This is a genomic window from Streptomyces spongiae (assembly GCF_009377185.1).
Taxonomy (GTDB): domain Bacteria; phylum Actinomycetota; class Actinomycetes; order Streptomycetales; family Streptomycetaceae; genus Streptomyces; species Streptomyces spongiae.
In genome coordinates this window covers 1-20,622 of the sequence record NZ_VJZC01000080.1, presented here as the reverse complement: position 1 = coordinate 20,622, position 20,622 = coordinate 1, and the positions used below count along the sequence as shown (strand labels likewise).

The following is a 20,622-nucleotide window of genomic DNA, read 5'->3' as shown; positions in this document are numbered from 1 at the left end:
GGTGCGTACGCGCTCTTCGACGAAGTCCGGGGCATCCCGGGCCACCCGGGTACTCGCCCCGTCCACCGTGGCCCCCTGGGTGCGGACCCGGCTGCGGGCCGCGCCCGGAGCGGCCTGCGCGCTGGCTCTGCTGGTGGCGCTCACCGCCTGTCTGGCCGCGGCCTTCCCCCGCGCTGTGGACCGGTACGAGGACGCGGGACTGCGCGATGCCGTCGCCGAGGCCCCGGCCGAGCGGACGATCCTGCAGTTCTACGCCCAGCAGTCCACGACCGAACTCCCGCCGGAGGAGTGGGAGTCGGCGCTCGGCTCGGACAAGATGAGCAAGCAGTACGCACAGGTGCTGGCCGCCGTCGAGCGGCCCCTGGTCGTCGACCGCGCCCAGTCGTCCTACGGGGTGCGCACCACCCAACCCGCGGAGGTATGGGAGCCCTGGCTGCCCCGGCCCAGCGGTCTGCCCGCCCAGATGTCACTCGTCGCGCAGAACGGTCTCGCCGACCATTCCCGGCTGAGCACGGGTCGTCTGCCGCGCACCACCGGAACGGTCACCGCCCGCAGCCGCGCCGTGGAGGCGGCCGTCACCGCCGAGACCGCCAAGCAGCTGCGGATCAAGGTGGGTTCGGTGATCCACATCCCCCGACCCGCGTGGGGGTCCCTGGCCGTGCGCGTCACCGGCATCGTCACCCCGCGCGAGCCCGAGGGCGCGTACTGGTCGGCACAACCCCTGCTGCGCACCCCCTCGCTGATGCGGAAGCCGGACATGCCCCCGGGCGCCGACACGTACTGGCTGGGCGCCCTGCTCCTGCCCCCGGACGCGGCACCCGCCCTGCAGGCGACGAAGGGTGGCCCTGAGCGCTACTGGCAACTCGCCCCCTCCGCCTACTCGTTGAACGCCCGCGACCTGACCGGCCTCTCCTCCTCCCTCGCGTCGCTCCTGTCGGGGCCCGGACTGCGGGAGGTGCGCCAGGCCACCACCGACCCGGGGACCGACGCGAACACCGGCCTGGACGAGGTGCTCCTCTCCCATCAGCGGCTGCGCGACGGCATCGCCCCTCTCGTGTCCGTCGCCGCCTACGGCACCGGGACCGTCGCGGCCGTGGTGCTGCTGATGGCGGGCGGCCTCGCCGCGGACCGGCGCCGTACGGAACTCGCCCTGCTGCGCGCCCGTGGCGGCTCCCTGCGCGGTGTCACGGGACGGCTGGTGGCCGAGACGGCGGTCGTCGCCGTGCCGGCGGGCGCGGTGGGCCTCCTGCTCGCTCTCCTCGCGGTCCCCACCACGCGCCACGCATACGCCGTGGCAGCAGCCGCGACCGTCACGCTCCTCGCCTGCGCGGCGCTCCCCCTGCGCGCCGCGGCCCGCCACGCGGTCGTACGGGTCCACGGCGCGCGCGAGGACCTGACCTCCGTGCGCCCGTCACGGCGCCGTACGGTCGCCGAAGTCACGCTGTTGGTGCTCGCGCTGGGCGCCGTCGTGGCGCTGCGGCGGAGGGGGACGGGCGGCTCGGGGGCCTCCGACGCGGGGATCTCCGGGGCTTCGGGCGCCTCGGACGCTTCGGGTGCCTCGGCCGACCAACTGGTCTCGCTGGCACCCGTGTTGGTGGGGGTCATCGCCGCGCTGGTGCTGGTGCGGCTGTATCCGCTGCCGTTGCGGGGGCTGGCGCGCCGTATGGGGCGACTGCGGGGTGCGGTCGGGCATCTGTCGCTGGCCCGCGCCGGCCGTACGCCGGTTTCCGCGGTGCTCCCGCTGCTCGCTCTGCTGACCGCCCTCACCACCGCCGCCTTCGGTGGCTCGGTTCTCGCGGGCATCGCCGATGTGCGCGACCGTGCGGCGCTGTCCGCGACCGGCGCGGACGCCCGCATCGAGTCACCGCGCCCCCTGCCCGCCGCGCTGCCCGGTCAGATCCGCCGGAGTCCCGGGGTACGGGAGGTCAGCCCGGTGAACATCGCGTACAACGTCATCCCGAACGACGGTGCCGAACCGGTGACACTGGTGGGCGTCGACCGGGGCTCGTACGCGTCACTCGCCCGCCGAACCGCTCTCGGCGCGTTCCCCGCGGCCACATTGAAGCCCTCCGGCTCGTCCCGGTCGGACGTCCTTCCCGCCCTCGCGTCCCCGTCCCTCTCCGACCGCTTCGGCAGCGGGCCCTTCTCCGTGCGGCTGGAGGACGGCAACCTTGTCACCCTCCGGATCAGCCTGGTGCGCGAGACCACTCCGGCCGCGCCGGGCGCGGACTTCCTGGTCGTGGACCGCTCCGGGCTCCCTGGCCTCTCCGGGTCCGCCGCCGGAGCTGCCCGCCCGACCACGCTGCTGGTGACCGGGTCCCACCTCGACGCTGCGGCGCTGCGCACGCTGGCCGGCGAGAACGCCGACGTCCGTCTGCGGTCGGAGGCCCGGGCACGCTACGTCGACTCCCCTCTCCAGTCCGGTGCCGAACGCGTCTATACGGCGGCGGTGGCGGCGGGCGCCGGTTACGCGGCCCTGGCCCTGTTGCTGACGCTGATCCGTTCCGCCCCCGAACGCGCCGCTCTCCTGGCACGCCTGCGCACCATGGGCCTGACCCGCGCCCAGGGCCGCCGTCTGCTGATCCTGGAGTCCCTCCCGCAGGCCCTGCTGGCCGCGCTGGGCGGGACCCTCGCGGGCTGGGCCGTCGTCGGCCTCCTCTCCCCCGGTATCGACCTGACGTCGGTCGCCCTCGCGACGGCGACCGACTCCGCGCCGGCGGACGCCCACCTGCGTACGGATCCGTGGTCCCTGCTGGTCCCGGCCCTGACCGTCGTGACCCTGACGACGGGGATCGCGGCGGCGCAGGCGTGGTGGACCGGGAGACGGAGTTCGGTCAGGGAACTGAGAGCGGGAGATCCCCGATGACGGCCACGCGCCCACCGACCGACGAGCCCGGAAACCCCACCACCGCTGAGGGAGTCGTCCCATGACCACCACGGGCCCCACCTTCGCCGACCTCGCCCACCGCGCGGCCGCCCGCCGCGACCGCCCCGCCTACGGCCACGACGCCCTGATCACCTGCGACCGCCTGGTCCGGATCTTCTCCACGGACGGTGTGGAGGTACAGGCGCTCCAGGGCCTCGACCTCCTCGTCCGCGAGGGCGAGCTGATGGCTCTGGTGGGCGCGTCCGGCAGTGGCAAGTCGACGTTGATGAACATCCTGGCCGGCCTCGACACCCCCACCGCCGGAGCGGCCCGTGTCGCCGACCGCGACCTGCTGACGATGACCGCCAAGGACCGCCTGAGCTACCGCCGCGAGATCGTCGGCTTCGTCTGGCAGCAGACCTCCCGCAACCTCCTGCCCTATCTGACGGCCGCCCAGAACGTGGCCCTGCCCATGCAGCTGAGCGGCTCCCGCACCCACCGCCGCCGAGCCCGTTCCGAACGGGCCCTGGAACTACTGGAGTTGCTGGAGGTCGCCGACTGCCGCGACCGCCGCCCCCACGAGATGTCGGGCGGGCAGCAGCAGCGCGTGGCGATCGCGGTCGCCCTCGCCAACGCGCCCAAGGTGCTGCTGGCCGACGAACCCACCGGTGAACTCGACTCCCACACCGGCGAACAGATCTTCGCCGCGTTCCGCACCGCCAACGAACACCTCGGCACGACCATCGTGATCGTCACCCACGACCAGGCCGTGGCGGGCGAGGTCCGGCGCACGGTCGCCATCCGCGACGGCCGCACCTCGACGGAGGTCCTGCGCCGCACCGAGATCGACGCGGCCACCGGCCAGGAGGCGGTCGTCGCCCGCGAGTACGCCACACTCGACCGGGCCGGCCGGCTCCAGCTCCCCGCCGAGTACACCGAAGCCCTCGGCATGCGCGACCGCGTCGCCCTGGAACTGGAACGGGACCACATCGGCGTGTGGCCCGACGACAGCGAGTCATGAGCGGAGCACACCGAACAGCCCGGTAGCCACCGACCCGCCCGGTGATCAGCGCACGGTGACGTCCAGCGCCCCGAGTCCCGCCCTGCGCACCGCGATCGACCCGTACGGTGTGCGCAGCCTGAGCCACGCGCCCGACGAGAACAGCTTCAGCGGCTCCTCACCGGGCCGCTCGGCCGGCCGTGCGGGGCGCAGAAAGCCGAGCGCCTGCGCCGCGTGCGCGACCCGTACCGGAAGGCCGGTGTCGCCGATGGGCCGGGACCAGATCTCCCGCCCGATCCGGTCGAGTTCGGCCCGCGTCCGCCGCTCGGGCGTCAACTCCTGAGTACGGGACCGGAATTCCGCCACCGCTGCGGCGAGCGTCGTCCGTACCGCGTCCGGTGCCGGCAGCCCCGGCTCCGCCCGCCAGCCGCCGCGCGGGGGAAGCACCCCGGCCCACGGCGGGCCGGTGACCGCGGCCGGCAGCACCGCGGTGGCCGCCGACTCTTCGATGGCTTCCAGGAGTTCGCCCGCGGACACGGTCACGTCGAGCGTGACGTCGAGCCCGTTCTCGTACGGCTTCACGAGCCGTACCGCCCGGATCGCGAGGACCTCGAACGACGGCGGTCGCCCGAACACCGCGAGCGTCGTACCGGCGCCCTGCAGACGCACCGCGGCCGCCCGGTCGTAGTGGACCAGCCGCCCGAGGAAGGCGGCGAGGTCCGCCGCCTCCCCGCCGTCGGCGAGGTGAAGCACCGTCATGCCGCGACGGCCTCGTCCTGGTCGTCCATGTACTCCTGAAGGAACTCCCGTTCCTCGGAGGTGATCCGGCGTGGCCGCTGCGCCTCGAAGTCGAACGGCACTATCACCGTCGAGGCCCGGACGTAGACCTGGTCCGGGTCCTTGACCTCGTAGGTCAGCGTGAACGCCGCCGCCCTTATCTCGGTGACCCACAGCTCGATGTCCACCGGCGCGTGCCGGTGGACCAGCTGCCGCTTGTAGTCGATCTCATGGCGCGCCACCACGGACCCCTGCTTGAAGTCCTTCTCCGGGCGGAACAGGAAGTCGATACGGGCTTCCTCCAGGTACCGGAGGAAGACCACGTTGTTGACGTGGCCGTACGCGTCCATGTCCGCCCAGCGCAGCGGGCAGCGGTAGATGTGCCGCAAGATCAGCCCCGGGTCAGCTTCTTGTAGGTGGCGCGGTGCGGACGGGCAGCGTCCGGGCCGAGCCGCTCGATCTTGTTCTTCTCGTACGACTCGAAGTTGCCCTCGAACCAGAACCACTTGGACTCGCCCTCGTAGGCGAGGATGTGCGTCGCCACACGGTCCAGGAACCAGCGGTCGTGGGAGACGACCACGGCGCAGCCGGGGAACTCCAGCAGCGCGTTCTCCAGGGAGGACAGGGTCTCCACGTCGAGGTCGTTGGTCGGCTCGTCGAGGAGCAGCAGGTTGCCGCCCTGCTTCAGGGTCAGCGCCAGGTTCAGACGGTTGCGCTCACCGCCGGAGAGGACCCCGGCCGGCTTCTGCTGGTCCGGGCCCTTGAAGCCGAACGCGGAGACGTACGCGCGCGAGGGCATCTCGACCTGGCCGACGTTGATGTAGTCCAGCTCGTCCGAGACGACGGCCCACAGTGTCTTCTTGGGGTCGATGTTCTCGCGGCTCTGGTCGACGTAGGAGATCTTGACGGTGTCGCCGACCTTGATCGAACCGGAGTCCGGGTCTTCCAGGCCCTGGATCATCTTGAAGAGGGTGGTCTTGCCCGCGCCGTTCGGGCCGATGATGCCCACGATGCCGTTGCGCGGCAGCGTGAAGGAGAGGTCGTCGATGAGGACCTTCTCACCGAAGGCCTTGTTGAGGTTGTTCACCTCGACGACCACGTTGCCCAGGCGGGGGCCCGGCGGGATCTGGATCTCCTCGAAGTCCAGCTTCCGCATCTTGTCGGCCTCGGCGGCCATCTCCTCGTACCGGGCCAGACGCGCCTTGGACTTGGCCTGCCGTCCCTTGGCGTTGGAGCGGACCCACTCCAGCTCCTCCTTGAGGCGCTTGGCGCGCTTGGCGTCCTTCTGGCCCTCGACCTTGAGACGGGTCTGCTTGGTCTCGAGGTACGTGGAGTAGTTGCCCTCGTAGCCGATGGCGCGGCCGCGGTCGAGCTCCAGGATCCATCCGGCCACGTTGTCGAGGAAGTACCGGTCGTGGGTGATGGCCACGACGGTGCCCTTGTACTGGGCGAGGTGCTGCTCCAGCCAGTTCACGGACTCGGCGTCGAGGTGGTTGGTGGGCTCGTCGAGGAGCAGCAGGTCAGGGGCTTCCAGGAGCAGCTTGCAGAGCGCGACACGACGCTTCTCACCACCGGAGAGGGTGGTGACGGGCCAGTCGCCGGGCGGGCAGCCCAGGGCGTCCATGGCCTGTTCCAGCTGGGCGTCCAGGTCCCACGCCTCAGCGTGGTCCAGCTCCTCCTGGAGCTTGCCCATCTCCTCCAGCAGCGCGTCCGAGTAGTCGGTCGCCATCTGCTCGGCGATCTCGTTGAACCGGTCGAGCTTGCCCTTGATCTCGGCGACACCCTCCTGGACGTTCTCCAGGACGTTCTTCTCCTCGTTCAGCGGGGGCTCCTGCAGCAGGATGCCGACGCTGTAACCGGGCGAGAGGAAGGCGTCACCGTTCGACGGCTGCTCGAGGCCGGCCATGATCTTGAGGACGGTGGACTTACCGGCACCGTTCGGACCGAGCACACCGATCTTCGCGCCGGGCAGGAAGTTCAGCGAGACGTCGTCAAGGATCACCTTGTCGCCGTGCGCCTTGCGCGTCTTGCGCATGGTGTAGATGTACTCAGCCAAGAGAAACCGTCCGGCAGCTTGAAATCTGACAGTGGGCAGTACCACCCATCTTGCCGCACGGCCAGCCCTCGACGGAAACCGGATGGTGGAGGCCCCGGCAGGGGCGATCGCTCCGGGCGAAAGGCGCGGCCCCGGGTGCCTGGGAGGCGTACCGGGGCCGCGTCGCTCGCGTGGGTCACCGCGCGGTCACTCACTGTTGAGTTGCCAAGGATCAATCCTGCTCAGTGGTCCCTCGCCTCGTCAGCGTGAGGTTCAGCTCACTCCTGCTCCTGCGAGGGGGAGTTCCTCCTGCGGGCCAGCAGCAGCGCTCCGCCGCCGACCACGACCAGGGCGATCGCCGCGCCCGCGATCAGCAGGGTCGCGCCGGAGCTGCCCGTCTCGGCGAGGTCGGTGCCCGTGGTGGACGCGGCGCCCGCCGTCGCGGGGCTCGGCTCGCTGAGCGTCTGCACCGAGTCGCCGCCCTCGGCCGCCTCGGTCTCGGTCGCGCAGTCGAGGACGCCCTTGATCTGCTCCTCGAAGCCGTTCGGCCCTCTGATCGTGAAGTCGTACGCCTGGTCCTCCTGCAGCGGGATCGTCACCGTCTCGGTCGTGCCGGCGTCGATCGTGTGCCGGATGCCCATGAGGTCGAAGGTGAAGGGCTCGTCCCCAACGTTTGCCGCCTTGATGTCCACGCCGCCCGCGGCGCAGTTCTTCTCGGCGGACAGTGCGGGTATCGCACCCTCCTTCGCCCAGTTCGCGCGCGCCACGGCGGAGACCGTCGACTCGCTGGAGCCCGCGAGGATCTGCGTCTGGCTGCGGGTCTCGGAGGCGAAGGCGCGGCCCACGGGCACGGTGGTGGATGCCTGCAAGGTCAGTTCGGCCGAGCCTGCCGCGGCTTTCTCGGGCACCTCGAAGTACACCCGACTGCCGTTGACCGCGGAGGTCACGACCTTGCCGCTCTCGTCGACGACCTTCACCCCGGCCGCCATCGCCGCCACGGGCGGGGTGACGGTCACGGAGTCCGCGTTGGTGTGCACCGTGACCGGACCGAGCCGCTCGCCGGTGTGGCCGGAGACGGCCGGCGGATCGAGGGTCAGCGACGCCCCGGGCTCCGCCAGGTTCCGCGCGCTCTTCTGGAGGTAGTCCGCGAGCTTCTCCGCCTCGGGGTCGACGGCCTCCACGTCGGCGCCGTCCGAGTAGCGCCAGATGGCCACCTGCGTGCCGGCCGCCGCGTCCTGCTCGGTGAGGCCCGCCGCCCCGGCCTTCCCGGCGAGCGCCGCGAGATCGTTGACCTGTGGGTAGGAGTTCTGAAGGATCCAGCGGATCCTGCCCGCGTCCTTGTTGCCGTCGAGCGACGTGCCGCTCCACGGGGTCTCGTGATACTTGGCGTCCCGCTGCGTCGGGTTGTGCGCGTCGACACAGTAGGTCTGCAGCATGCCGCCGCCCTCGACGGACATCTCGAACAGGCCCGCGGAGACCTGCTGTTCCTCGCCGTTCTCGCGGATCACCGCGGTCCCGTAGGTCTTCAGGCCGGTTATCGTCGCGGTCGCGCCGCCCGGGCTCTGCGGGGTCTCCTCGGCGACGGCCGTGCCCGCGGTGGCGAGCACACCCGCCACGACGAGCCCGGACGTCAGCGTCGCGGCCGCGAGGCGAGCGGCCCCTGGCCGCCTGCCTGTTCGCGCGCGAGCGGACAACGCAGAGAACGCAGAAAACACAGAATTCCCTTTCGAGCAGGACCCGTTGGCATGTGGGGACGGGGTCCCACATCAGCATCATCAGCCCCGTGAGCTATCCCGGCATCCTAGGGATGTGGCGCGCCGCTCTTCCGTGTCATCTCGTCGGATAACCGATCCGACTCGGAATCGTTATCGCTCACACAGGCTTTGAGCTGCGCTTATCCACATTTTCTTCTGGACTGTTCGCAACGCAGGCGTCGATAAGCCACAGTCCGGTCAGGTCGGTCCTTTACCGACTGATGTCACGTCACTCCTGCGGGCTCCGGCTGTAGTTGGTCGACCGTGTTCGGCCGGTTCGCCGGCGCTGTCTCCCAGTTGGGCTCGGGCTGCGGGGACACCGAGGCCGTCATCCCCGTCTCTCCCCTCGATGCGCGGCGGAACGCCGACGTACCGCGCGCGAGATCGTGGCCGATCGCCACGGCGTCGATGTCCGCCCAGGTGCGGCTCTCGCCCTGCTCCGTCCGCTCGGTCCGTACCCTCAGCCGCCCCTGGACGACGACCGGATCGCCCAGCGACACGGACGAGGCCACGTTCGCCGCGAGTGTCCGCCTGGCCCACACCGTGAAGAAGTTGGTGTGGCCGTCCGTCCACTCGTTCTTCTCCCGGTCCAGGTACCGCGACGTCACCGCCAGCCGGAACCGGGCCGAGGTGCCCGTGGCCGTCTCCTTGCAGACCGGCTGGGTGGCCACGTTCCCCACCACGCACAGCGTCGTCTCGTTCATCGCGAACCCCTCTTTCGCCCCGGCGCCCATGCCGGATGGATACGCGTACGGGCCCGTCCCGTACGGCTGCGTCTGCCGCGGTGACCGCGTTCGCCGTGGTCGCCGCGAGATCAGACTGCCTCCGCCGGGCCGGGCCCGCTGAGCGCTGTGCACAACCCCTGGCCTGTGGACAACTCCGCCACCCGTACGGGTGAACTCTGCGCACCCGACAGGCATTTCCCCCCCTCACCGCACGACGCCGACGCCCACGCACGACGGCGACGCCCCTCACCGCATGGCCGCGATGCCCCTCACCGCACGGCCGCGGTGGTCCCCAGCACCTGGCTGTACTGCTCACGCACCTCCCGGTACCGCAGCAGCTCCGCCGCCACCGGATCCAGCACCCGCGCCCTCCCGCACCCGGCGGCCGCCTCCCGCAGCCTGCGTTCCGCTTCGAGCCCGTACCGCCGTGCCGGACCGCGCGCCGCGAGCCTGCTGCTCCACTCGACCGCCGGACCGCCGACGATGCCCATCGCCATCAGCAGCACCGGCGCGCCGATGTCGGGCGACATGACCCCGATGATCTGCCCCGCCAGCCAGAGTCCGCCGATGACCTGAAGGATCGTCATGGACGCCTGGGCGAGCACGGCGACCGGCCACCAGCCCGGCCGCGGCGGCCTCCCGTGTGGTGTCCCTGCGCGCGCCGCCAGCTCGTCCAGGGCCTCGGGCAGCCCCTGGGCGCCGCGTACGGCCGCCTCGCGCACGGCCTGGGCCCAGGGTGCGGGCAACCCGGAGACGGCCCGTTCTGACACGGTCCGCACGGCCTGTTCGACCCGCTGCCGGGCGGTGGCCTCCTCGTCCACGGGCGCGCGGAGGGGCAGACGCCCGGTCGGGGTGTCGTAGCGGTCCTGGAACCACCTCCACAACCGCAGCCAGGGCGTTCCACACGCCCGGTTCGCGTTGCGCAGCCACGCGCGCTCGGCGGCCTCACCCGCCGCGGTGGCGCCCACGGCGTCCGCGAGCCGGTCGGAGAACTCGTCCCGGGCCTCCTCGCTGAGCCCGGTGCGCAGCCCGGTCGCGTACACCGGCCGCAGGCGCCACGCGGCCGCGTCCAGGTCGGCGGAGATACGGCGGCCCGCCGCGCCCTTCTCGGCCACGAACTGGCCCAGCACCTCACGCAGCTCGCCGACGCCGTCCCCGGTGAGCGCGGACAGCGCGAGCACGGTCGCGCCCGCTTCGCCGTACTCCCCGAGGGCGATCCCGTCCTCGTCGAGCAGCCTGCGCAGGTCGTCGAGGACCTGGTGGGCGGCCTCCCCGGGGAGCCGGTCCACCTGGTTGAGGACGACGAACATGACCTCGGCGTGCCCCGCCATGGGCCGCAGATAGCGCTCGTGGAGGATGGCGTCGGCGTACTTCTCCGGGTCGACGACCCAGATGACGGCGTCGACGAGTGCCAGGACGCGGTCGACCTGCTCGCGGTGCTGCACGGCCGCGGAGTCGTGATCGGGCAGGTCGACCAGGACGAGTCCGCGCAGCTCGGACTCGCCGTCGGGACTCTGGATCGGACGCCTGCGCAGCCGTCCCGGGATGCCGAGCCGGTCGATGAGCGTGGCCGCGCCGTCGCTCCAGCTGCACGCGATGGGCGCGGACGTCGTGGGCCGGCGGACGCCGGTCTCGGAGATGGTCACCCCGGCGAGCGCGTTGAAGAGCATCGACTTGCCGCTGCCGGTGGCGCCCGCGATGGCCACGACGGTGTGCTGCCCGGAGAGCTTGCGCCGCGCCGCCGCCTCGTCGAGGACACGGCCCGCCTCGGCCAGTGTCCTGCTGTCCAGCCGCGTCCGGGAGAGCCCCACCAGCTCGCGCAGCGCGTCGAGCCGCGACCGCAGCTGCCCGTCGTACGCGAGAGGGAGCACCGTCTGGGGGCCGGAGAGCCTCGTTTCCGCGGCCGCGGCCTGCTCGGCGGCCTCCTCCTCGGACATGCGCCGGGCGATCAGGCCGTCGTCCCAGTCGTCTCCGGCGGGCCCGGCGTCACGGTCCGCGGAAGCGGGTCGGCCGGTGTTCCCGGTGTTCCCGGTGTTCCCGGTGTTCCCGGTGTTCCCGGTGTTCCCGGGCTTCCCGGGCTTCCCGGGCTTCCCGGTGCTCCCGGTCTTCCCGGTGTCCGCGGGGGGCGCGGCAGTCGCGGTGGGCGCGGTACGGGCCCTCGCGCGGACCTTCCTGCGGAACCTCTCGAGCACCGAGGAGTCGTCGTCACTCGCGGGCGAGTCGTCGTCTACGGGGAGCCCGTTTCCCGAATGGCTCTCTCCAGGGAGGGCGTTTTCGGGATCACCCTCCCTGGAGGCCCGCTCGGGAGCCCCCTCCGAAGCCCCGTCGGAGGCTTCCTCGGCCGTCTTGCCGGAGGCCTTGTCGGCGTCCCCCTTGGAGCCCTCGCCTCCGGTGTGGTCGGCGTGATCCGTGCGGTCAGTGACGGCAGTCACCGCGGTCACCTCTCCTTCTGCAGTACGGACAGCGCGGCGATGAGTTCGGCCTGGGGCTCCGGGTGTACGTCGAGCGCGTCGAGTGGGGCGAGGCGCCGCTCGCGCTCGGTGTACAGCGCCTTGTCGAGGTACTCGGTGAGCAGCCGCCCGCCCCGGTCCCGCAGCCGGAGCGCCCGGTGCGCGCCGACCCGTTCGGCGAGGCCCTCCCCCGCGGAGCGTGCCCGGCGACCGCCCAGGAGGACCGTGGCCACCAGCGCGGCCAGGACCTCGGCCTCCGCCGCGACGTTCCGGTCGAGGCCGGTCACCTCTTCCTCGGCGTACTCCACCAGGACGCGGCGCCAGCGCCGTACGGCCGTCCCGATGCGGTGCTCCGCGCTGTCGGGCGTCGTGTCGCGGCCGAACAGCCCGGGCGCCGTCGCGGCCGGTTCGCGCCGCCAGACCTCGTCGACGCGCTCGTCGGCGGCCGTGACGGCGCACAGGAGCAGCGCGCAGAGGCTCTCGACGAGGGCGTCGAGGAGTTCTCCGGCGGTGCAGTCGAGCGGATAGCTGCGCCAACGCTTGAGCGCGTCCCCGGCGAGTACCGCCCCGGCCTGCAGGCGCGTCCTCACGCGCGCGTGCTCGCTGTCGTACGCCGCGTCGACGGCCGTGGTGAGCCGGAGAGCGGCGGCGTACTGGGCGGCAGCCGCACTGGCCAGCTCGGGCATGCGCACGCTCAGCGAGTCGAGGACCCCGTGGGCCGTACGGGCCATCATCTGGTGCCTGGCCCCCGGATCGGTCGCCTGGTGGATGAGCCAGGAGCGCAGCGGTGCGACGGCGGTGGCCGGCAGCAGCCCGCCGCCCCACGCGGACTCGGGCAGCTCCGGCACGGTGAACCGGGGCACCTCACCGAGCCCGGCCTTGGCGAGCAGCGCCCCGTACTGCCGTGACACCTCGGCCACGACCTGGTGGGGCACCCGGTCGAGAACGGTCACGAGCGTCGCCTTGTGCTCCTTGGCGGTACGCAGCATGTGCCACGGCACCGCGTCGGCGTAGCGGGCGGCCGTGGTGACCATGATCCAGATGTCGGCCGCGGAGATCAGCTCGGCGGCCAGGACGCGCCCCTCGGCGACCAGGGAGTCGACGTCGGGCGCGTCGAGGAGCGCGAGACCGGGCGGGAGGGTCTCGGCGGTCTCGATCCGCAGGACCCGCTCGTCGTCCCTGGCCGGGGGGAAGGGCTCGCCACCCGACTCCTGATGGGGCACCCACGCGCGCGTGAGGTTGGGCAGCACACGCATCCCGCTGAACCAGTGGTGGTCCTCGGGGTGGCACACCAGCACGGGGTTGCGCGTCGTGGGCCGCAGGACGCCCGCCTCGCTCACCCGCCGGCCCACCAGTGAGTTGACGAGGGTCGACTTCCCTGCCCCCGTGGAACCTCCCACGACGGCCAGCAACGGCGCTTCGGGCTCCCTCAGACGGGGCACCAAGTAGTCGTCGAGTTGTGCGAGGAGTTCGTCGCGGTTGGCACGCGCGCGTGCGGCGCCTGCCAGGGGCAGCGGATAGCGCACGGCGGCGACACGATCGCGCAGCGCGGAGAGTGCGTCGAGCAGCTGAGGCCGTACGTCCAAGGTCACCACATGCGAAGAATGCCCAACTTTAAGGCCATTCGGAAGCATATGAGCATGTCAGCGCGCCGACAGAACACAAGGGACGGAAGGGACTACTGGGACGCAGGCATAACGAGTGCACAACACCCGATGCGCGAGACGCCAAAAGCGATGCACGATTCGTACCTGCCTGCGATTATCAGGACCGCTTCACCGAACCTCCACATTGAGCCACGGAGGTGAAGCAACAGGGACAAGGCTCGGGGAGCCCTATCCTTGTCCCCGGCAACGTCACGGATCAGCCCACACCAGGGCACCACGACACAGGCCACCGCACCGGCCCCCGTAGCTCAGTGGATAGAGCAGGCGCCTTCTAAGCGCTTGGCCGCAGGTTCGAGTCCTGCCGGGGGCGCAAGTCTCCGCCCTCCCCTTGGGGAGGGCTTTTTGCTGGTCTCAGCCCGGCGCGGGCGTAACGCGTCCAGGGCGGACGGGGTGCTTCCGTCACCGTGCGGCGGCTGCTCCCGGCCGGAAACGAGTGGAGCAGGAATCCGGAGCCGGTGATCTCGATGACACGGGCCACGCTCTGCGACGGGTGGTGCAGTCGCAAGGTCCTGCCGGCATCCGTGGCGAGCCGGGATGCCATGAGGAAGGCGTTGAGTCCGCCGGCGTCGCAGAAGGTGACCGCCGTGAGGTCGACATCGATACTGCGGATGCCGTCGCGCAGACACTCGGCCAGCGCCTCGCGCACCAGCGGTGCCGTGGCCAGGTCGATCTCTCCCGCGAGGGTGATCAGGGCGCGTGTGTCGCGGTCGTGCCGGTAGACGTTCAGCTGTGGAAGGGCCATGGCTCCTCTGTCCGGGCGTATGAGGGTGTGATGCATGAGGGGGTGATGCATGAGGGTGTGGGTGAGGGCGTACTGGCGCGGTGACGGACGGGATGAACTTCCGGTCCGGCGAACCGAGTTCCTGAACCCTGTTCCTGAACTCGGTTCTGAACTCGGCCTCCGGCACCGGAGTGTGCGCTGGGCGATCCGATGGGCTACCAGCCGGGGGCGCCGGGCAGTACGCGCGTCCGGTCGGCGGGGGTGACGCCGGTGGTGGCGAGAATCTGTTCGGCCGAGGTGTCGTTGTCGTCCCGTACGGCCATGGCCATCGCGGCGCGAGCGCGCGAAGGAGCCGTCTGCGGAGGGATCACCAGGAACAGGAAGTGGTCCTGGTCGCCCCGAGTGATGATCATGGTGTCGTCAGCGACGGCCGACCAGTCGATGTGGACGGTGCGACCGTCGACGACCAGATGGCCCGGCCTGTCGTCCCAGGCGCCCGCGTCGAGGCCGACACCGGCGAGAGGACCCAGCCGGGCGGTCAGCGCGGTGAGCAGTCCGGACAACTGGCTCTCGAGGTCGCGTGACCGCGGCCACCACGCGCCGTCGAACGTCCCCGTCCGCTTGGGCGTTGTCTTCATCCGCAGCACCGCGGTGCCAGGGAGAATCGGCTCCCTGCTGGTGTCCGCCGACCTGGTGTCCGCCAGTCTGGTGTCCGCCAGAAGCCTGATGGGGATCATGGGGACTCACCCCCCCTTCCTTTGCCCTCCCTCGGATTCCCAGACCGCCTCCACGGCCCTGTCGGTCTCGGACACCGTTCGTAGGCGCGCCGCCTCCTCCATCAACCGGCTCGCGGTCGATGTGCCCAGCGGGTCGCTCGACGCGGCCATCAGCCACGCGGCCGAGACGGGGTCCGTCAGCGGCGGGACCACCAGCAGGTTCCAGCGGCCCGCGTGATACGAGAGCAACAGCAGTTCGTGCGGGTCCTGCTCGGCCAGGAACCAGCCCACGTTCACCACGTGCCCGGCGACGGGCACCCTGCGCGGGACGACCGGCCAGTGCGTGGGATTCACCGTGACCCGGGTGATCCGCCCCCACAACGGATCCAGCACGGCTGTCAGGGTGGGGAGTTCCGCCCCGAGATCACGGGAACGGGGCCACCACCCGCCGTCCAGCACAGCCGGTGCGCTACCGGCGGGAGCCAACGACAGACGGAGCGAGGAAGAAGAGGGAGAGGAAGAGGACGACGACAGCCGGTCTTCGAGTGTCGGCGAGGGGGAAATGGTCGCAGTCATGACGCGAACCCTGCCCCGGGTCGGCCGCGGCGGACCCGGCATATTCGATCGCCGAAAACGACACGAGCGTGGAAGCCGGTGCACGAAATATCCTCGGTAATCTCAGCGTACTCCTCGGACGGGTCGAACGAGGGCGAAGATCCCCGCACGGCGGCTCCATGCGGAGGTGCGCCTGGGGAAAATGCCTGGACACAACGCCCCGCTCCCAGGGACCACCGAGCGGAGTAGTGTGTAAAAACGAGTCCTGGGACAGGTTCGCGTCATGACCGTGACCAGCAGACGTTCAGCCGTCACTGAACACGGTCGGCCTCGTGCACTCCGCCCGAGGGAGGCGAGGACGTGGAGATCGTCATCACCGCAGCCCTGATCATCGCCGTCGTCGTCATAGGAAGCGTCCTGATCCGTCGGCTCACGGCGCAGCACGACGCGAGGATCGCGGCCTACCGCTACAGCGATGCGCTGCCGGGAATCGGCCGACGGCGGGCGAAGAACCGACGACCGGCAAAGCCTTCCCCATCGCCCACGGTCGACGACCGCGAGCCGGGCGGTGCCCCGGATGATTCCGCCCGTTCTGATTCCGTTCGTTCTGATTCCGCCCGTTCCTCAGCGGAGGCAGCGGACAGGACGGGACGGCGTCACCCCGTGGAGTCACCGGACCGGCCCTCTGCCGGGAACGTCGACGTGCGCCTCGTCGCTTCGTCCCCCGAGGCCGCCCGCCGGGTCGCGGAGGTTCTCCGTCGCTGCTTCGCCTCGACCGAGCAGCGCAGCTATCCCGTCGGCACGGTGGCCGGCGGAACCCGCCTCCACCTCTCGGTGGACACCGCCCGCCCAGCAGGGCCTGCACGCTCCTGGCTGGTCACGAGTCAGTCCTCAGGGGACAGCCGTACGCATACTGACGAGCTCTGAAGCGGTGTCCCCAAGGCAACATCGCGCGACGATCTCCAGATCGCTCAGCTCGTGGAGAACGCGGAGGAGGAACGCGGCTGACGCAGGGCGAAAGCCCTTCCCGGACCGAGCCGAGCCGAATCGCCGAACCGTATCGCCGAACCGAATCGCCGAGCCGAATCCCGAACCGAATGGACACGAGGACCGCGAAACGCCTGATGCCCGAAATGCGCACCAGGCATAGCATGAAAGCGGGTCGGCACACTCTCACGTGCGACCGGCCCGGAAGGGCGACCCCGGTGTGTATACGCCGGGGTCGTTGGAGCACGACACGACGCGGCCGGAAGCGATCCCGGACTACGTGGACACGGCTACCGACCAGCGGGGCATGGCCGCCGTCGGCCCCGACAGATCAGACCGGTACCCCGAATTCGGCCCGCTCACCGGTCGGCGTGCCCATGTCCCCGTCGGCCCAAGCCCCTTGTGGTGAGCGGCATCCGGGGGCGACATGCCGCCCATGGCGTAATCGGCTCGTTGGACCGGGCGGCGGTGCAAGCCTGTGGTGGTCGACTGCGTCGGACCACGCTGATCGCCGTTGCGTGCCGGACGGATCCGCGAGGGTCGGGGGCTGCGTCAGGTCGGGGCACAGTGAGTCGGGATACGTGGTCGGGGTGTTGAAGGCGTCGGCGCCATTCCGGCCGGCACCGCCCCGCGTCGGCTGCGGTTCGACGAAGCCGGGTACCCGCACGGGCCGCCTCCGCCGTCCCCCGCCTGGCGAACACCGCGTGGACGCAACCACCCCGATGAATTCCCCATGCCCCGGGACGAAGGGAAGCAGACAGCGATGACGGACGGTGGGCGGAAGCCGGACAGAATTGGGGTGGACCGGTCGGAGGGGTTCGGCGAACGGCTGCTGGGTGTGCTGCTGGACCGGGCCCACGAGATGCCGCCGGAGTTGATTGCCCCACTCGTCGCGGAAGAGGTGGCCAGGGTCGGGGGGCGGGAGGTCTCCATCCTCCTGCAGGACTACGAACAGGTGCTGCTGGTGCCGCTGCCGGGCCGGAGGCTGCGGGTCACAGGCCCCGAGCCGGTCGAGGACTCCCCCGCCGGCGAGGCGTTCCTGAGCCGCAGAACGGTGGAGGTGCCGCACGACGGCAGTGTGCGGATGTACTTGCCGCTGCTGGACGGCAGCGACCAGATCGGGGCGATGGCCGTCACCCTGGACAGGGTCGATGACGACGACCGGCGGTTGCTCCGCAGACTCGCCGGTCTGGTCGCGGACATGATCGTCACCAAGGACGCCTACACCGACCAGTTCTTCCAGGCCCGCCGCAGCGCCCCGATGAGCGTGGCCGCGGAGATCCAGTGGTCGTTGCTGCCCCCGCTGTCGATGACGGTCCCGCAGGTCGAGGTGGCCGGAATCCTGGAGCCCGCCTACGACGTGGCCGGCGACAGCTTCGACTACGCCCTCAACGGCGACATCCTTCACGTGGCCATGATCGACGCGATGGGCCACGGGCTGGATGCGGCGACCATGGCAACGGTGGCCATCGGTGCCTATCGCCACACGCGACGGGCCCATACCGATCTGTCCCAGGTGTACGCGTTCATGGACAGGGCCATCAATGAGCAGTTCGGCCCCGAGCACTTCGTCACCGCGCAGATGATGGTGCTGAACATCTCCACGGGCCGGCTGCAGTGGGTCAACGCCGGCCACCCGGCTCCGTTCCTGATCCGTGACCGCGCTGTGGTGGACCGGCTGGAGAGCCCGACCACGTTGCCGGTCGGCTTCGGCGGTGAGGAGCCGCTGGTCAGCGAGCGGATGCTGCAACGCGGGGACCGGTTGCTGTGCTTCACCGACGGCCTGTTCGAGGAGCACGAGGCCGGTGGGGAACAGTTCGGTGAGGAGCAGCTCATCGAGTGGACCAACCGGATGCTCCGCGACCGCACCGAGGTACGGGCGGTGGTGCGAGCGCTCTCCCACGCCCTGAAACACGAACGTGGCGGCACCACGAGCGACGACGCGACCATCTTCCTCATCGAGTGGCGAGGCGGCGGTGCCGATCATCTCGCCTCCCTCGACTGAGCTCCCGACGACGGCCGCCGTCCCGTGGGGCCGGTCGTGTGTCTCAGGCCTCGGCGGCGCGCCAGTAGAAGCCGAACTGCCGCCGCAGGTGCCCGAGGTCCACGAGATACCGCCGTAGCGTCACATGGTCGACCGGCGCGTCCTCGCACCAGGCCTGCAGCTTCTCGTTGACCGCCCGTTCCGGGTACTCGACGCCGGGTTCGAAGGTCCGCTCGGCGATGTGCCGGATCACGACCACCTTGCGCTGCCACTGGGCGGGCAGCCGTACGAGGCGCCCGTCGCGTACGAAGGTCCGCAGCACCGCCTCGGTCCGCTCGTCCCCGGAGTCGTGGCCCTCGGCGCCCTCCTGGGCGTCCCGGGCCACCCGCTCCTGCCGTACGCGCTCCCTGAAGTGCCCGTACGCGACGCTCAGACCGCCGTCTCCCGTCGAGATCACGTCCTCGTCCTGGAGCCTGCGCAGCGCCAGGGCGGTGTCCTTCGGGGACAGCCCGGCCCTCTCGCCGACCTCGGCGAGGGTGCCCGCTCCGAGGGCCACCGCGGCGAAGGCGCGGGCCCTGTTCTCGTCGGTGAACAGACGGATCAGTTGGTCGGTAGCCATGGTCCGGAGGCTAGCCGCCGCGCTCCCGGAACCGAACCGAATTTCCGCACCCGGCCGCCGCCAACCGTACGAACAGATGGCGGCGCGGGTGGTCACGCGATATCACCCGTTTGAAGTAAAGATCGGCCCGCAGGAGACGAAGACCGCTGGGCATCGTTGTTCGACATGCCACCCGATCCATTGAAAAGCAGGGATACCGCACGTGTCGGTGCTCTTCCGTGGCAGGTGAGGCATTCCCTTGATTGATCCGGTCGACCGGATCTGCCCCACCCGTGAACGGAGAAACCCGTGCGAATCACCGACATGCAGCGCTGCGAGGTCCGACCTGGACGGCTCGTCGAGTGGACGCTCAGTCCGGCGACCGTCGAGGCGGCGGCGCGCCTGCCGGAGGACTCCCGGCCGCCGGCGTACATCCAGGAGTCGCACATCAGAACGGTTCGCTCGGTGCGGGAGGACGGCCTGTTCGTGCCGACCTGGGTGGGGGCGGCGTTCGACATCCCGGGCAGGGTCGATCTCGACATCTTGCAGGACGCCCTGCGCGGTTGGACGCTCCGGCACGAGACGCTGCGCAGCGGCTTCCGCTGGAACGGTGAATCCGGCGACGAGATGCGCCGGTTCACGCTCGACGCCGATGACGTGTCCCTGCACCGCGAAGTCGTCGGTGACTTCTCCGACGCGACGGAGCTCGCCCAGCACCTCCAGGACCGTTTCGACGTCACGGCGGACGCGCTGCGCTGGCCGAACTTCCTCTACGCGGCGGTCGTCCGGGACGACTCCACCAGCGTGTACCTGGCCTTCGACCACAGCAACGTCGACTACTACTCCATCCAGCGCCTCCCGGCCGACATCCACGAGCTGTACACGGCGGGCGTCGAGGGCCGCCGCGTGGAGCAGACACCGCCCGGCAGTTACGTCGACTTCTGCGAGATCGAGCGCGCGGACGCGGACCGGATCGACGCCACCCACGAAGTCGTCTCCCGCTGGCGGGAGTTCATCCGCCGCTGTGGCGGGAAGCTGCCGGCCTTCCCCCTCGACCTCGGCCTGGCCCCCGGCGGCGAGCTCCCCACCCAACGGCTCATGAACGAGATGCTCGTGGACGCGGACGACGCCGCCGCCTTCGAGGCGTACTGCCGGCCCTTCGGGGGAGGGGCGGTCGGCGTCCTGGCCGCCACCAGCCTCATCGCCCATCAGCTCGGCGGTCAGTCCGTCTACCGCACGGTCGTGCCGTTCCACACCCGGGTGAAGTCCCGGTGGTCGGACTCCGTGGGCTGGTACGTCGGCGGCGCGCCGCTCGAGGTCCCCATCGCCCAGGCACCCGACTTCGCGAGCGCCCTGCGAGCGGTGCACGCCGAGCTGCGGGCCAACCGGTCCCTCGCGCGCATTCCCCTGGCCCGCGTACTGCGCCTGCTGGGCACCGACTTCCGCCCGACCTCGCCCGACCTGTACTCGATCGTCTCGTACGTCGACGCCCGCGGCCTGCCCGCCTCCGACCGCTGGGCCGAGCTGTCGGTCTACGGACTGATGAGGGTGTCGTACGGCGACCAGGCGTGCGTCTGGCTCAACCGGCTCCACGAGGGCGTGTGGTTCGCCAGCCGCTACCCCGACACCGACATCGCGTACAAGAACATGAGCCGGTACGCCGAGCGGCTGAGGGACATCATCGTCTCGGTGGCCCGCGAGAAGCGGGTGGCCGACCGGAAGCCCGAGCCGGTCATCGTCGGCTGACTCCTCGCTGAACTCGATCTGTGGGCTCGGGGGTTCACCCC

The 20,622-nt window shown here is 70.9% G+C and carries 16 protein-coding genes and 1 tRNA gene; 6 read left to right on the top strand and 11 right to left on the bottom strand.

Features of this window, described 5'->3' with window-relative positions:
* Window position 1: 1 nt before the first annotated feature.
* Together FNH08_RS14610 and FNH08_RS14605 are read left to right on the top strand one after the other, a co-directional pair.
* Complete coding sequence (locus tag FNH08_RS14610) at window positions 2–2,866, top strand: FtsX-like permease family protein (RefSeq protein ID WP_407704370.1); 2,865 nt, start codon at window positions 2–4, stop codon at window positions 2,864–2,866.
* A gap of 61 nt (window positions 2,867–2,927) precedes the next feature.
* Window positions 2,928–3,887 carry an ABC transporter ATP-binding protein gene (locus tag FNH08_RS14605; protein ID WP_152771902.1) on the top strand — a complete coding sequence of 320 codons (960 nt, stop codon included), beginning with the start codon at window positions 2,928–2,930 and terminating at the stop codon, window positions 3,885–3,887.
* A gap of 45 nt (window positions 3,888–3,932) precedes the next feature.
* On the opposite strand, the gene FNH08_RS14600 is transcribed toward FNH08_RS14605, so the two are convergent.
* The 7 genes from FNH08_RS14600 to FNH08_RS14570 form a co-directional block, all read right to left on the bottom strand.
* Window positions 3,933–4,625, bottom strand: a complete 693-nt coding sequence (locus tag FNH08_RS14600) for a hypothetical protein (protein ID WP_152771901.1) — start codon at window positions 4,623–4,625, stop codon at window positions 3,933–3,935.
* On the bottom strand, window positions 4,622–5,032 hold the full coding sequence (locus tag FNH08_RS14595) for an acyl-CoA thioesterase (RefSeq protein ID WP_152771900.1): 411 nt from the start codon (window positions 5,030–5,032) through the stop codon (window positions 4,622–4,624). The genes FNH08_RS14600 and FNH08_RS14595 overlap by 4 nt, the downstream gene beginning before the upstream one ends.
* 2 nt (window positions 5,033–5,034) lie before the next feature.
* Window positions 5,035–6,699: an energy-dependent translational throttle protein EttA gene (ettA, locus tag FNH08_RS14590; protein WP_152771899.1), complete on the bottom strand. Its 1,665-nt coding sequence runs from the start codon at window positions 6,697–6,699 to the stop codon at window positions 5,035–5,037.
* Window positions 6,700–6,956: 257 nt separating this feature from the next.
* Complete coding sequence (locus FNH08_RS14585; RefSeq protein WP_152771898.1) at window positions 6,957–8,372, bottom strand: Cys-Gln thioester bond-forming surface protein; 1,416 nt, start codon at window positions 8,370–8,372, stop codon at window positions 6,957–6,959.
* 284 nt (window positions 8,373–8,656) lie between these two features.
* Window positions 8,657–9,136 (bottom strand): single-stranded DNA-binding protein, encoded by a 480-nt coding sequence (locus FNH08_RS14580; RefSeq protein ID WP_152771897.1) that lies wholly within the window; start codon window positions 9,134–9,136, stop codon window positions 8,657–8,659.
* Between the two features lie 290 nt (window positions 9,137–9,426).
* Complete coding sequence (locus FNH08_RS14575) at window positions 9,427–11,589, bottom strand: YfjP family GTPase (RefSeq protein ID WP_322724491.1); 2,163 nt, start codon at window positions 11,587–11,589, stop codon at window positions 9,427–9,429.
* 5 nt (window positions 11,590–11,594) lie between these two features.
* The gene (locus FNH08_RS14570) at window positions 11,595–13,202 is read right to left on the bottom strand and encodes a dynamin family protein (RefSeq protein ID WP_322724490.1); all 1,608 of its coding nucleotides are present in this window, start codon (window positions 13,200–13,202) and stop codon (window positions 11,595–11,597) included.
* A gap of 309 nt (window positions 13,203–13,511) precedes the next feature.
* On the opposite strand from FNH08_RS14570, the gene FNH08_RS14565 reads away from it, so the two are divergent.
* Window positions 13,512–13,584, top strand: a tRNA-Arg gene (locus tag FNH08_RS14565).
* On the opposite strand, the gene FNH08_RS14560 is transcribed toward FNH08_RS14565, so the two are convergent.
* From FNH08_RS14560 to FNH08_RS14550, 3 genes are all read right to left on the bottom strand, one after another.
* The gene (locus FNH08_RS14560) at window positions 13,546–14,016 is read right to left on the bottom strand and encodes an STAS domain-containing protein (protein ID WP_152771908.1); all 471 of its coding nucleotides are present in this window, start codon (window positions 14,014–14,016) and stop codon (window positions 13,546–13,548) included. The genes FNH08_RS14565 and FNH08_RS14560 overlap by 39 nt on opposite strands.
* A gap of 194 nt (window positions 14,017–14,210) precedes the next feature.
* Window positions 14,211–14,732 (bottom strand): DUF5994 family protein, encoded by a 522-nt coding sequence (locus tag FNH08_RS14555; RefSeq protein WP_152771895.1) that lies wholly within the window; start codon window positions 14,730–14,732, stop codon window positions 14,211–14,213.
* Between the two features lie 6 nt (window positions 14,733–14,738).
* The gene (locus FNH08_RS14550; protein WP_152771894.1) at window positions 14,739–15,287 is read right to left on the bottom strand and encodes a DUF5994 family protein; all 549 of its coding nucleotides are present in this window, start codon (window positions 15,285–15,287) and stop codon (window positions 14,739–14,741) included.
* Window positions 15,288–15,929: 642 nt separating this feature from the next.
* Here FNH08_RS14550 and FNH08_RS14540 point away from each other — a divergent pair.
* Window positions 15,930–16,193, top strand: a complete 264-nt coding sequence (locus FNH08_RS14540; protein WP_322724496.1) for a hypothetical protein — start codon at window positions 15,930–15,932, stop codon at window positions 16,191–16,193.
* A gap of 823 nt (window positions 16,194–17,016) precedes the next feature.
* On the top strand, window positions 17,017–18,258 hold the full coding sequence (locus FNH08_RS14535) for a PP2C family protein-serine/threonine phosphatase (RefSeq protein ID WP_152771907.1): 1,242 nt from the start codon (window positions 17,017–17,019) through the stop codon (window positions 18,256–18,258).
* A gap of 43 nt (window positions 18,259–18,301) precedes the next feature.
* Here the strand turns inward: FNH08_RS14535 and FNH08_RS14530 are convergent, their stop codons facing one another.
* Window positions 18,302–18,856 (bottom strand): DUF2087 domain-containing protein, encoded by a 555-nt coding sequence (locus FNH08_RS14530; protein ID WP_152771893.1) that lies wholly within the window; start codon window positions 18,854–18,856, stop codon window positions 18,302–18,304.
* A 288-nt stretch (window positions 18,857–19,144) separates the two neighbouring features.
* On the opposite strand from FNH08_RS14530, the gene FNH08_RS14525 reads away from it, so the two are divergent.
* Complete coding sequence (locus FNH08_RS14525; protein ID WP_322724488.1) at window positions 19,145–20,581, top strand: condensation domain-containing protein; 1,437 nt, start codon at window positions 19,145–19,147, stop codon at window positions 20,579–20,581.
* The last annotated feature ends 41 nt before the right edge of the window (window positions 20,582–20,622 follow it).